This window comes from Olivibacter sp. XZL3 (assembly GCF_004368405.1).
GTDB lineage: Bacteria > Bacteroidota > Bacteroidia > Sphingobacteriales > Sphingobacteriaceae > Olivibacter.
Window position 1 is genome coordinate 1 of the sequence record NZ_SBJH01000028.1, and the last position, 13,439, is coordinate 13,439.

Consider the following 13,439-nt stretch of genomic DNA (forward strand, 5'->3'; position numbering starts at 1 on the left):
ACAAAAATTAATAAATTTATAACTCGAAAGTCTCCTTAAGGTTTCATCCTAATGTGTCTAATTTAGTTTGAAGACGTACATATACGAAGTGCTGTACCACCATAGAAGGCAGCCCGCTCAAAAAAGCCGGATCTGTACAGCCCAGCCAGCGCGATTTCTTGCATAATCTCACGTAATGCATCGCGAGCCTCCAGCTGATTTGTCGCATTATATTCTGCTAACCATTCCTTAATCATAAGCTTTTTATCATCTTTACGAGCATCAACAAGCTATCCTTCTTAGGAGCTCCCGGCAACCACTCTTCAATAGTGTATACATTCAACTGCTTCAAGGCGCTTTCTTCGATACGCATCCCATCAACGAGGTAATCATAGGATCCCTTAATACTTCTAAGTGTTAGGCCTGCCGTCGTTACAATCTTATCACATAACGCTTTTTCGGGCGATGCAATAATAGCGACCTGATCCGGCGATAACTGTACGCAATTTAAACCGAAAGCATAATATGGTAGAGGCAGATGCGTATAGGTGAATCTTCCCAAAGAAGTATCAAACTTACGAGATGCTTTGGTGGTCATAGATGCCACTTCATACACTCTCTCGGGAATCAAGCCATAGTATGACAGCGCTGTCTCAATCGAAACATAGCTCGGGCCGAGCATGTGATTAGCAAGCAGAAACGGCTCTGGCCGCAAAAGTCCTGTAGCAGGTCCCGCAATATAAAGCCCTTTCTTTACCGCCTCCAAAACACCTTCAGTTTTCAAGGTGTTGATCTTATCATTTGGGCGCTTGTAATCACCCAACCAACTTACCAACAACTGATGTGGCAAGGGTTGTTGCGCATACTTATTGATCAGTTGATGAATATTCATATGCAAATGTAATATTTTAAAAAGATAATCGGAAAAAAACCGATTATCTATATTTAATTTTACATAAACACCTTAAAAATAGAACGCTCACATACGCAATGGGCTGTCTGCTAAGGCGGCTCCTCCGGTACTACAGACGTTCTGGGTACGGGATGGGATTAGAGATGTCGGCTCACGGAAACAACTAGCTGTTTACTTCATCTCAAATGTAGGCAGTCGCTGTCCGAGAATGAACGGCAACTGTTCGAAAACGAACAGTTCACCCCCCTAAAACATCAGCACAACAATCTGTTAATCAACCAAATACCACCTATGGCCCCGTTTATGTGTTTCAAAGTACACTGAACACTTTATTATGTTAAAGAATTATATCAAAATCGCTTGGCGCAATCTGCTTAAAAACAAAGGGTATTCCATCTTAAATATAGGTGGCTTGGCTATCGGTATGGCCGCTGCCATGCTGATTCTTTCCTGGGTACAAAACGAACGCAGTTTTGATATGTTCCACCACAAAAAAGACCAGCTTTTCCGATTGGGAAACCGGGCCAACTGGGGGGACAAACTTCAGGTGTGGTTCTACACGCCCAAGCCTTTAGGGCCAACGGCCAAAGCGGAATTTCCGGAGATAGCCCATTACAGCCGCTACTCCGACAACCACTTTTTATTCTCCGTGGGCGACAAGAAACTAAAGGGCCAGGGCGCCTTTGTTGATTCTGCTTTCCTTTCCATGTTCGATTTTCCGTTGCTCGAAGGCGACAAAGAGCATATCTTAAAAACCCCTACCGAAATTGTCATTACCCAAAGCTTAGCTACACGTCTATTTGGTAACGAAGCAGCGTTGGGGAAAAGCCTCAAAATAGACAGTGTAGATGTGGTTACCGTATCAGGCGTTCTGGCTGATATGCCCGGCAATACCCGGTTCACGGATGTGGAGTTTCTGCTTCCTTGGAAATACATGGAAAAGATCGGTTATAGCGACGATTATTGGAGTAACAACTCCGTTCAGACCTATATAGAATTAAACGCCGGGACCGATAAACGGCTTATGGACAGCAAGATCAAGGATATCACCAAGCGTCACAACGGGCCGGAAGAAGACACTGAGGTGTTATTACATGCATTGCCCGATTGGTGGTTACGCTCCAAATTTGAAAATGGCAAAATCGTAGGCGGGCGGATCGATATGGTACACCTTTTCACCTTAATCGCCATCTTTATCTTGCTGATTGCCTGCATCAATTTCATGAACATCAGTACCGCGCGCAGTGAAAAAAGAGCCAAAGAGGTTGGTGTCCGAAAAGTAGCAGGAGCCTATCGTCTATCGTTGATCGGTCAGTTTTTGAGCGAATCCATCTTAATTGCTGCGATTGCAGGCGTTATAGCCCTCCTCATTACCTGGTTGGCTTTGCCCGCCTTTGGCAATTTAATCAGCAGACGTTTAGCGGTCGACTTTGCTAATGTTCAGTTTTGGTTAAACGCCATTGGTTTTATTCTGATCACCGGATTATTGGCAGGCAGCTTCCCGGCATTTTTTCTTTCCTCTTTCCAGCCCGTCAAAGTCTTAAAAGGTACCTTTAAACAAGCAAAAGCAACTTTCAGTCTACGTAAAATCTTGGTAGTCATTCAGTTCAGCATTGCTATTATTCTGATCATCAGTACCTTGGCCATCCATAAGCAAATCCAATATGCGAAAGACAGAGAAAACGGTTATGACAAAAACAATGTCGTTTATATTGCTGAAGAGGGTGACGTGGCCAAAAACAGCCATCTTATAAAAAGGGACTTGCTACAAAACAATGTGGCAGCGTCGGTCACGCGCTCCAGTAGTCCCATTACCGAAAGTTGGAGCAACACCAATGGATTCCAATGGGAAGGGAAAGAGCCAAACGATAAAACACTTTTCGACCGGATGTGCGCGGACGAGCATATCGTGAAAACGGCCGGACTCAAGTTGGTTGCGGGTAGGGACATGGACCTCATGCAATATCCTACAGATTCCACTGCGGTACTTTTAAATGAGGCAGCCGTAAAGGCCATGGGTTTTAAAGATCCAATAGGCCAGGTGATCCGCGACAATGGAATCGAATGGCATGTGATAGGTGTGGTGGCCGATTTTATTTCGCGCTCCCCTTATGACCCCATTGAGCCCACCGTCATCGAAGGCGCAAAAGGCTGGTTCAACATCATGCACATTAAGTTTAATCCCGCGCTAAGCACCGCCGCTGCACTTGCTAAAACGGAAGCCATTTTTAAACGTTACAACCCGGATTACCCCTTTGTCTACAATTTTGTCGACAAAGCCTATGCACAAAAATTCAAAGAATCCGAGCAAACCGGCACCATGGCAGCCTTATTTGCCTTTTTAACCATTTTCATCTCTTGCCTGGGTTTATTTGGCCTGGCGGCTTACATGGCCGAAAACCGCACCAAGGAAATCGGCGTCCGCAAAGTATTGGGTGCATCGGTTTTTTCCATTACGCGCTTGCTGTCCAAAGAATTTGCCTTGCTGGTTATGATTTCCTGTTTAGTGGCCTTCCCCATTGCCTATTGGGCGATGGATCATTTTCTGCAGTCCTATACCTATCGCATTGCACTGGGCTGGAGTTTGTTTGTACTGGCCGGATCGGGTGCCTTGTTACTCGCTTTGCTTACCGTCAGTTCGCAAGCCATCAAAGCGGCCATTGCCAATCCAATCGATTCGTTAAGAAATGAATAATGACGTGAGCAATTAAGTTGATTTGATAAATTCCCACAGAAACTACAGCAACAGCTATGTGGCAAAATAATAGTTTAAATCTAATTGGGAGGCTGACGAAAAGCAACGGTTATTCCGAGTCTTATCTCTCCAGCCTTTACGCTGATAGCTATATTTTGCCATCATATAGATTTATTTTACTCGATTTGTAATAGGTGAAGTCCTCACGCTGATTTTTTATTCTATATTTAAACGCTCAACAGTAAAATAGTAGAATGAATTATTTAAGCTTGCTTCTTTTTACTTCAACGCTTTCATTTGCGTTACTTACTTCCTGTAATACGGAGAATCAAAGTCAGTCTGATCCGACTGAACCGAATGCTGCTAATACTAGTGTACAAACACCCGCTCTGATAAGTTATAGTATTATAGACACCTTCACACACGATGTTTCGGCCTTTACGGAGGGGTTTCTTTTTTATAAGGGTCAGCTTTATGAGGGGACAGGACAGGAAGGCAGGACAGCCATACAAATCGTGGATCCTACTTCAGGAAAAATCGTTGAGCGGTTTAATGATTATAAAACCACTATATTCGGAGAAGGCATCACGATTCTGAATGAATATTTATATCAACTGACCTATCAAAATAAGTCGGCTTATATTTTTAGCCTAGCGAACCTTAGGAGACCTGTCAAAACACTTGAATGGCCGAAAGAAGGATGGGGATGTACTACCGACGGAAAGCATATTATAATCAGTGACGGATCATCCAAACTGTACTTTGCAGATCCTGAAAATTTAAACATCAAACACGAAATTACCGTTAAAGATAATAAAGGGGAACTCGATCAGCTCAATGAACTAGAATACATAGATGGCTACATTTATGCAAACCGTTGGCATACCGATCAAATTTATAAGATCGACCCGAATAACGGACATGTACTGGCTGTTCTCCACTTCGAAGGGCAATTGAGTAGATATGCGCCTACCTTTCAACCTGGAGCGGAACATGTTTTGAACGGGATCGCTTGGGATGCCGAAAAGAACGAAATGTATCTCACAGGAAAAAATTGGCCGCTGGTATTTAAGATTAAGATGGAATGATGTGTTATGGTTCTTCTCATTATCTGCAACAAAATTGTTTTCATCAATGAAATAATGGATGGTTGTTTAGTCTTTAGTTGTAATATTGAAAACGGTCAAGCATCTAAACCGAACCACGACGCCATTTGTACCTTCTTAGTCCTTAACTAACAATATCTACCTCTACCCGCAAGCTGCCCCTGCTTTAGTCCTTCCTTAGCCATTCCATACCTCCAGGGTAAACAAAGGGTAAAGAAAAGGTAGAGAATAGGTAAAGAAAAGGTAAACAAGAGGTAAAGGAAGGGTATACAAAGGGTAAGCAAAATATATGCATACCCTTGATTAACCCTCCCGCAAGATCTAAAAATCCGACCGAAAAGTTTAGAGGGGGTGTCTAAAAAGCCCTCCAACGTCCTATCGAGTGTAGTGTAACGGAATTGAGATATTTCATATTGAATTAGTTACCAAAAGCAGATTTCTCCACTTCCCCGAAGCCTCGGGCTCCGGTCGAAACGACCAGTTTTTAGACACCCCTTTGTAATTCCCGAAGATGCTATTCATCAAACCTAAACACGTATTCGTTCCGCTCATCTGTTTTCCAAGCAAACTGTTGCGTAGTAGGGGAAGCACCAAAAAGCGGCGAAAAAGTTTTCACTTTGACGGTTTTATTATCCGGAAAGAACTCCAATATCCGAAGCCAACCATCACCGCCATTACCGTTTCGGTGGCCGCCGCCCATTGATTGCGCGTCAAAAAGCATCTGATGAACAGTTTTACCAACCGCGTTTTTATCCTTCCGGTAACCTTCCCCCGATATATGACCACATAATACCAGCTCGATATTCGAACTCGGCTGTACCAACTTCTGCCACATTTGCTCTCCGTTATTAGCTTTCGGCAAGCTCACCATAGGCGATTTTTGGATGACATTATGGATAGAATAAGGCTCATACGCAAACCACTTCACCTCACCGGTCGTCCGTTTATCTTTAGCATTCAGGTAGGCATGCGTCATCAACACAATTCGGTGATTTTTATATTGTTCCATATCCGCAATGGTTTTGGCCCAGGTAAGCACTGTATCCCTTGGACCAAACTCCACCGTCATGAACAGATAATCCCTTCCGTTCAGCGATTTTAACTCATAGGCCGAATTATCCAAGGAAGGCAGCCCCGCTTCGTTATAGCTGTTTTGAGCCAAGACCTTCTTGTTCATCCAATTTTTATCTATTGGAAAAAACTCATCGAACCGCGATCTTCGGCGGCCCTCCCGGTCAATACTATAATCATGGTTGCCTGTTGCCATCAGGTACGGAACTTTTCCGTCCAATTTAGCGAAGGCGCCGGCCACTGCTTCCCATTGCCGTTGGGCCGACTGGTTGCCGTCATGTCCCGGGTTGATGATATCGTTCTGCTCAACCAGATCGCCAACGCACATGACCATTTTAACGTTCAAGGTATCGACGTTTTCTTCGATCCAAGCTGTCATTAAATCCAGAATAGGCTGGTTTCTTCCCCACTTTACATAGTTCTGCACATCAGGAACCATGATGATCGACCACGAGCCCTTCTGCTCTAAAGCCGGCTTCCGGTAGGCCTCTTGTGCCGATGCACTCAAGCCCGACCACGAAACGCCTACCATTACAATTAAAAACTGGAATATCTTTTTCATGCTATTGCTATTTATTTAGAATCAATTAGATCGTACTTAATAACCCGGATTCTGGGTCAAATTTTTATTTGCATCGCGTTCCGCTTGTGGCACAGGCCACAGTTCGTCCTTGTTTTCGCGGTATACAACCTCTTGGGTATTAAAATATTTGATTGCCACGCCATGGTTATAAACAGGTGAATAATTTTCATCAATTTTCACCAAAACATCTTTCGTCCACGCATTCCCAGATCGGTTCAGGTAGAGGTAGCCGTTCATGAGCTGCGGAGCCAAATTCCAGCGGCGGATGTCGTACCAACGCAAACCGTCATTACACAGCTCTACCTTGCGTTCATAACGCAGGGCCGTGCGCAATTCCGCTTGCGACAAATTATTTTTGATGTTCGGCATTCCCGCACGTGTACGAATCTTGTTGATCGCCTCATAAACGGACGCATCAATATCACCCGCTTCGATTTTTGCTTCCGCATAAATCAGCAACAGTTCGGCATAGCGAAATATTCCGACATTTAAATCTGACACACCAGAAGCCGAATTGATTGCGTAGTCCGCATTATCCGTATGCTTACGCCAAAGATAACCGCTGAAAGATCGATAAGCATTGGTCGCATCCGTATTGTTTACCATAGCAGGGTCAGCACTTCCGCCCTCAATAACCGGCCAATAGTTGGCTACCCGCGTAAAAGCGGCATTCGGTTCGTACTGTATTCCCATCAAACGAGCGTGCGGGCGGGCACAATACAGATCAAGTCGCGGATCCCGGTTCTCAAAGGGATGCGCTGGATCATATAGCGGCGATTGGTCGATCGGCAGTCCGTCAATAGCCTGAAAAGAATCCATCAAATTCTGCGTTGGCCCCCAGTAACTCGCTCCTTTCCCTAAACGGGAAGCCATATAATAACCCTGGTTATGTGTATTTCCACTGATATTTTGGTTGTATTCCGCCACCCAAATCCATTCTTTACTGGATTGATAGCCTGCATAGCCAAAAATGTTGGAGCATGCCGGTTCTCCCACATCATGTGTCTTATTCACATAATCCATCGATGCATCAAATGGTGTAAGCTCATAAACTCCTTGCGCCAATTCAATCGCCTTGGCTGCAGCCGCCACCGCAATGTCATATTGTTGACTATACAAAGCAACGCGCGCTTTGAGCATATAAGCAGCGACGCTGCCTGCCCTTACATTACCGTATTGAGATTGGGACACCGGAAGGTGATCAGCAACAGCAGTCATCTCATCAATAATCCACTGCTGAATTTCCGACTTCGCAGTGCGCGGCAAATCGCTATCGGTTAGTCCAATCGAATGCAAAACAAGCGGCACATCGCCGTACAACTCAATCAACTGCGAATAACAATAGGCCCGGATGAAACGAAGTTCAGCGTCCAGCTGATTGTAGGTATCCTCCGTCATATTCGCCCTAATATTTTCCAGATCATCCAATACGGTATGGCAACGCGCAATGGTTTTATAATGCACACCCCAGGGTTTAATAGCCAATGCATTATCCGTTGTCAGTGAACTAGTAATCGGCGACGTATAATTATTGCCGGGTCGCGCATAGCCGATGTCAGTAATATTATCCATCACATGCCATATGGGCGTGCTTGCCGCATCCAGCTGCGTGATGCCTTTATATGCACCATATAAACCCATTACAGCCTCTTCTTCAGTTGCAGGAAAAGTTTCTGAACTAGGGCCATTTAAGGGAAATTTGTCCAATTCGCAACTGGCCAGTCCCATACCGGCCAACAAACCAATTCCCAATCCTATTTTCTTTAAGCTGATCATCTTTTTAAAATTTAACGTCGATACCAAATGAATAAACTTTAACTTGCGGATAGTAAGCAGCACCTCCAAGAGAGACACCGTCCGATGCGCCGGCATCATAAGCCACTTCCGGATCATATCCGGGCCAGAAATTAGTTTTCGTAAACAGGTTCTGACCGTTTACATAGACATATAAATCACTGACACCAATTTTCTGCAATACATTTTTAGGCACTGCATAGCCAAGCTGTATATTCTTTAAGCGTAGATAGGCGGCGCTTTTCATCCAAAAGGAAGAGTTCTGCGTATTGTTTGCCGAGGTAATGGATACGCGCGGGAAGGAAGCATCGCGGTTTTCTTCGGTCCAATAATCCAGTTGCCAAGGTTTAATGGCGCTCGAATTAACTGTTGGTATGACATAATGAGAATTCAGAAAGCCGTCTACCTTCGCAACACCCTGTAGAAAGGCACTCAAGCGAACACCCTTCCATCCGAAATCCAGATTCAAGCCATAGGTATAACGGGGAATGGTGCTTCCGATAATGGTTCTATCTTCATCGGTAATTTTGCCGTCCGGCATGGGATTGCCATTGGCGTCAAACGCACCGGCAATATCCTTGTAGCGGATATCTCCCGGGTGCAAGGTACCAAACTGGGTAGGACCGGCATCAATTTCCTCTTGCGATTGGTAAAGTCCGTCGGCTATATACCCGTAAATGGAGTTGACCGGAGACCCCTCCTGTTGGCGCAAAAGTGCACCGGAAGTTTGTCCCTTCATATCAGTAATCACATTATGTACATCGGATAGATTCATTCCGACACCCAGCTTAAAATCGCCCCATTGATTGTCGTAGCGCGTACTGAACTCCCAGCCGGTATTCCGCACTTTCGCTGCGTTCTGATAAGGTGCATTCAAACCTGTCAATTGAGACGTATAGAGGGTCAACAAAATACCATCGGTATTCTTGCGGTACCAGTCGGCCGTGACCGACCAGCGCTTAAACAGTACCGCATCCAATCCGACGCCCGTCATCGTAGTTTCTTCCCATTTCAGATCCGGATTTGCCATAGTATTCAAGGTAACCAGCGGATAGATTCTATCCGCCATGGAGATACTGCCCATGGACAGCGTTTCTGTAAATGGATAATAGGAACTACCGATATTTTGGTTGCCCAACTTCCCCCATGATGCCCGCAGTTTCAATTGATCCACCACGTTTCTGGTATCGAGCATAAAAGCCTCTTCCGACAAACGCCAACCTGCAGAAAAAGAAGGAAAAAATGCCCAACGGTTTTCCTTAATAAATCGAGATGTTCCATCATAGCGAAAATTCGCTTCAAAAAGATAGCGGTCCTTATAATCGTAATTGAAGCGGCCAAAAGCGGAAACCAATAGCCATTGTGCCTGCGTACCGTCGTTACTCTTCGTCTCATCATCCGCCCCAGCCGTTAGCACTTCATAGGTATCATAAGTAAAATTACGCCGATACCCCATAAGATATTTTTCATCATAAGTTTCGCGCGATGTACCCAGCATCAGCTTCACGTTATGGTTATTCCAAGTCTTGGAGCTTGCGGCAAGAAATTGATAGTTCCCAAAAAAATAGCGGTATCCCGTTTCCGTCAAATCCGTATAGGTATTGGCCGCACCGGCTTCCGTGCCGTCATCGTTATAGGTCATTACACTTTTTGTGAAGGCGTGTGTATTACGCGTGCGGTATCGGGGCGCAATAATTCCGGTGAGGGACAGCCAGGGTACCGGCTTATAGTTCAGGTTCAGGTTACCGAAAAACTCAATGTTGTTGACCGTTCTATTGCCGCCCTCTTCGATGAAAGCCACCGGGTTTTTGTTTACCCATCCTTCCGACCATAAGCCATTCCGGCGGATCGGGATATTGGTAGGCATACGCCCCAGGTAATTCCAAATATCGCCCTCATCCGCTATTTGTAAGCGATTGCTGTTTGTTAAAGAGAGATCCAATTTTACCGACAACTGATCGTTCGGCCGGATATCCATGTTGTTACGTACGATATAACGCTTATAACCGGTGTTCTTGATAATTCCATCCTGATCCACATAACTTACTGAAGGCAGCACGCTGATTTTGTCCGTATTGGCCATCAAAGAAACAAAGTGGTTTTGCGTAAAGCCCGAGCCGCTTAGTATGGCCTGCTGCCAGTCGAAGTTATCCGGATCAGCGGCATACTGCTGCTTAAACTCCTCGATCGCTTCATCACTGTATAGGACATAGCCATTATCATTCATATTCGCTTCATTGAACACGCGCATAAAAGTGAGTCCATCCGTTACTTCCGGAACGCGTGTAGCACTTTGCCATCCGGTATAGCCCCTATAATTGGTGGAGACCCGACCGGCATTTGCCCTTTTCGTCGTAATTAAAATTACGCCATTGGCCGCCCGCGATCCGTATATTGCCGCCGATGCAGCATCCTTTAAGACCGAAATCGATTCAATCAAGTTCACATCTACGTCGTCCATTGTACCGGCCACACCATCTATCAACACCAAGGGCGAACTGTCTGACCCGCCAAATGAATTAACCCCACGGATATGGATCTGCCCGCCATCGGCACCGGGAGAGCCAGTCTGTGACGTTACCGTTACGCCCGGAGCGAGCCCTTGCAGCGCCGTGGAAGTCGAAACAATCGGCCTTCTTTCCAACTCCTCGCTGCCGACAGACGACACCGAACCGGTTAAGTTTACCCTTTTCTGCTGACCATAGCCTACCACTACCACCTCATCGAGCGAAGCCACATCTTCCTCCAAAGTAAAATCCAATACCAGATTTCCGGCTTCCGCAAGTACCACATCGCTTTTGCGTTGCGATAAATAAGCAACGTAGCTCACATCCAATGTATACGTTCCGGCAGGCAGGCTCAGCGAGAAACGCCCTTCATTATCTGTACTGGTGCTCTTGTTCAATTCCATTACCCGTACGTTGGCCCCTGCTAAAGGCTGTCCTTGCTCGTCGGTAACCTGACCGCTGATTTTTCCCGGTTGCCGCTTTTCGAATAACACCACCGTATTTCGGCCTTTCTCCGTAAAATCGACTCCAGCGCCATCCAATAGCGCATGAAGCACCTCTTCCAATGAAGTTTTTGTAAGAATCAGTTGGTCGACACGTTTCTGGCGCAAAGCCAGGCGACTTTCGTCGAAGGCAATATTAATATGTTCTTCCCTTTGTAGCTGTTGAATAGCATCATATAAGCTCATATGCCGTAAAGACACATCCATTTGTTTTAACAAGACCTGACCATTCGATTCTTCTGCCAAAAGCATCTGGGCAAAGACCATGATCATACTATATATCAAGAAGGTAACACGCATGATTTTCCGTATGAACAGTGCGTTTTTATTCATATAAATAATTTGCTTTTTTAAGCCATATGGAATATCCATCTTTTATCCGTGTTTTTGTTCGGCAACGATGGATATTTCATATGTTTGTATACTTAGTTTAAAAATTTATGCTAAGCGGTCATGCATTAGGTTCCAAGCTGTACATGGCCGACTTTAATTAAACAGGCATCACTTTGATGCCTGTTTGGTATTAAGGGTAAATCGTTATTTCATTTCCATTCCTCCTATAGGTTGTTTTATGAATTGTACAAATCACCTCCAACACCTCGTCGAAGGCATCACTTGTGCTAATATTCAGGTTATATCGATAAGTATCGGCTAGTCGGCCTACATACTTCAAGTGCACACCGTATATATTATACATCGTTAAAGCCAACTCCGTAAAAGAGGCCTCCTCCAATCGTACACTGCCCTTCGTCCATGCGCTGATCGAATGGGCATCGGGTGTTGTTTTCGACACTTGCCCATCCGCTTTGCGGTACCGAATACCTTCAGCAGCATTAAGCTCGCCCAACACATGCCCCGTATGGCTTACCCTCACCCGGCCACGACTTACAGCAACCGATGTTTCCTCCAATTTTTCATATGATCGCACATTAAAGGCCGTACCCAACACCTCTATTCGCATGCCGGCGGCCATCTGCACCACAAAAGGGCGCAGGCTGTCTCTCGCCACTTCGAAGTAGGCCTCCCCTTCATCCAGCATAATATGGCGCGTACTTCCACGGAAGCTTTGCGGGATACGGATAATCGAATTAGCATTAAGGAAGACGATGCTACTATCCGGCAAAGTAAGCTGCTTCAGCTGCCGAGGCCCGGTTTTCACTTCGCGAAAAATAGTTGTAGCCGCTATTGCTTTTGCAGTTTGCGTTGCATTTCGTTCCTTCATCTGCCAGAACACCGCCACGAAGGCCAACACCAATGCCGCCGCGGCCGCCCAAGGCTTCCAGCCAAAAGCACGACGTGCACGGGTATTCAGCTTCCCCTCCGGATACAGCTGTTGCCTCATACCCTGAAGCAATTCCGCTTCGATACGCTGTGCAATCTCCTCGTCATCCAGTGCCGGAATCCCATTCTCATCCTCGCCGAAAGAGTCGTACCACTCCTGCAGCAGCCGTCGGTCGTCGGCCGACAAGTCGCCAGACACATATCCGGCGATCAGACGCTTCAGTTCGTTTTTATCCATTACCTACCATAACAAGAACCTATTAACGGCTCTTCTATAGGGAAGGTGCAGAACAGCGTTATTTGTCCCGAAGAAATCAATTAAACAATAGTGAAGTTTATGTTAATAAGATGTAAAGCGTCAGGCAAACCACCGGAAAGTCCTCAGGAAAGTCCTTTGCTATCGCTTTCCGAAGACGTTGAAGACCTAACGAGAGGTTATTCTTTACCGTTTTATTGGCTATATTAAGCGATTGGGCGATCTCCTCCACGGTATGGTCGAGCATACGCAACTTAAAAATCTGCTGCATGGTATCCGGCATGGTTTCCATTTCGGCGGTCAAGGTTTTGGTTAGATCCTGCTCTGTTAAGATATCCCGCATATGCTCTTCCACCTCTATCATGCGTTGGTACAGAAAAGCGAAGGCCTTACTTTCGGTATCCAGTTTACGGAAATGGGCAAACAAGAGATGCTGCAACGACACGCGCAGGTACGCTTCAACAGAAGTATGGATGCGAATATTGTCTCGCTGCTGCCAGCAATAGGCAAATAGGTCCTGCACCATATCTTTGGCCAGCTCCTCATCACGCAGCCGCCGAAAGGCAATGGCGAACAATCTGCGCCAATAACTTTTCACGATTGCCTCGTAATTAGCCTCCGTAAACGCGAAATACATTGCTTCTTGCCCTAATAGACCCTCCATACTTGTGCAGACTTAGGATTACCGATGGGCGCAAAGGTATAAAATATAAAAATCAGGATAAGCCCGGCAATATTAAGTCATTATTAA

General features: G+C 45.6%; 8 protein-coding genes. 2 read left to right on the forward strand and 6 right to left on the reverse strand.

The window, feature by feature from the left end; all coding sequences use genetic code 11:
• Window positions 1–232 precede the first annotated feature (232 nt).
• On the reverse strand, window positions 233–871 hold the full coding sequence (locus tag EPX21_RS07465) for a hypothetical protein (RefSeq protein WP_134089047.1): 639 nt from the start codon (window positions 869–871) through the stop codon (window positions 233–235).
• Between the two features lie 355 nt (window positions 872–1,226).
• Between EPX21_RS07465 and EPX21_RS07470 the strand changes: the two genes are divergently transcribed.
• Both EPX21_RS07470 and EPX21_RS07475 read left to right on the forward strand, forming a co-directional pair.
• Window positions 1,227–3,587 carry an ABC transporter permease gene (locus tag EPX21_RS07470; protein WP_134089048.1) on the forward strand — a complete coding sequence of 787 codons (2,361 nt, stop codon included), beginning with the start codon at window positions 1,227–1,229 and terminating at the stop codon, window positions 3,585–3,587.
• A gap of 254 nt (window positions 3,588–3,841) precedes the next feature.
• Window positions 3,842–4,675, forward strand: coding sequence for a glutaminyl-peptide cyclotransferase (locus EPX21_RS07475; RefSeq protein ID WP_134089049.1), 834 nt, complete (start codon window positions 3,842–3,844; stop codon window positions 4,673–4,675).
• A gap of 532 nt (window positions 4,676–5,207) precedes the next feature.
• Here the strand turns inward: EPX21_RS07475 and EPX21_RS07480 are convergent.
• From EPX21_RS07480 to EPX21_RS07500, 5 genes are all read right to left on the reverse strand, one after another.
• Window positions 5,208–6,326, reverse strand: coding sequence for a metallophosphoesterase (locus EPX21_RS07480; protein ID WP_134089050.1), 1,119 nt, complete (start codon window positions 6,324–6,326; stop codon window positions 5,208–5,210).
• A gap of 36 nt (window positions 6,327–6,362) precedes the next feature.
• Window positions 6,363–8,123, reverse strand: a complete 1,761-nt coding sequence (locus tag EPX21_RS07485; protein ID WP_134089051.1) for a RagB/SusD family nutrient uptake outer membrane protein — start codon at window positions 8,121–8,123, stop codon at window positions 6,363–6,365.
• A gap of 4 nt (window positions 8,124–8,127) precedes the next feature.
• The gene (locus EPX21_RS07490) at window positions 8,128–11,484 is read right to left on the reverse strand and encodes a TonB-dependent receptor (protein ID WP_134089052.1); all 3,357 of its coding nucleotides are present in this window, start codon (window positions 11,482–11,484) and stop codon (window positions 8,128–8,130) included.
• A 190-nt stretch (window positions 11,485–11,674) separates the two neighbouring features.
• Window positions 11,675–12,670 (reverse strand): FecR family protein, encoded by a 996-nt coding sequence (locus EPX21_RS07495; RefSeq protein ID WP_134089053.1) that lies wholly within the window; start codon window positions 12,668–12,670, stop codon window positions 11,675–11,677.
• Between the two features lie 97 nt (window positions 12,671–12,767).
• Complete coding sequence (locus EPX21_RS07500; protein WP_134089054.1) at window positions 12,768–13,352, reverse strand: RNA polymerase sigma factor; 585 nt, start codon at window positions 13,350–13,352, stop codon at window positions 12,768–12,770.
• Window positions 13,353–13,439: the final 87 nt, after the last annotated feature.

What these genes read in the sequence shown, in the direction of transcription:
- EPX21_RS07465 (WP_134089047.1), bottom strand. Translation starts at nt 871, where the DNA reads ATGAATATTCATCAACTGATCAATAAGTATGCGCAACAACCCTTGCCA.
- EPX21_RS07470 (WP_134089048.1), top strand. Translation starts at nt 1,227, where the DNA reads ATGTTAAAGAATTATATCAAAATCGCTTGGCGCAATCTGCTTAAAAAC.
- EPX21_RS07475 (WP_134089049.1), top strand. Translation starts at nt 3,842, where the DNA reads ATGAATTATTTAAGCTTGCTTCTTTTTACTTCAACGCTTTCATTTGCG.
- EPX21_RS07480 (WP_134089050.1), bottom strand. Translation starts at nt 6,326, where the DNA reads ATGAAAAAGATATTCCAGTTTTTAATTGTAATGGTAGGCGTTTCGTGG.
- EPX21_RS07485 (WP_134089051.1), bottom strand. Translation starts at nt 8,123, where the DNA reads ATGATCAGCTTAAAGAAAATAGGATTGGGAATTGGTTTGTTGGCCGGT.
- EPX21_RS07490 (WP_134089052.1), bottom strand. Translation starts at nt 11,484, where the DNA reads ATGAATAAAAACGCACTGTTCATACGGAAAATCATGCGTGTTACCTTC.
- EPX21_RS07495 (WP_134089053.1), bottom strand. Translation starts at nt 12,670, where the DNA reads ATGGATAAAAACGAACTGAAGCGTCTGATCGCCGGATATGTGTCTGGC.
- EPX21_RS07500 (WP_134089054.1), bottom strand. Translation starts at nt 13,352, where the DNA reads ATGGAGGGTCTATTAGGGCAAGAAGCAATGTATTTCGCGTTTACGGAG.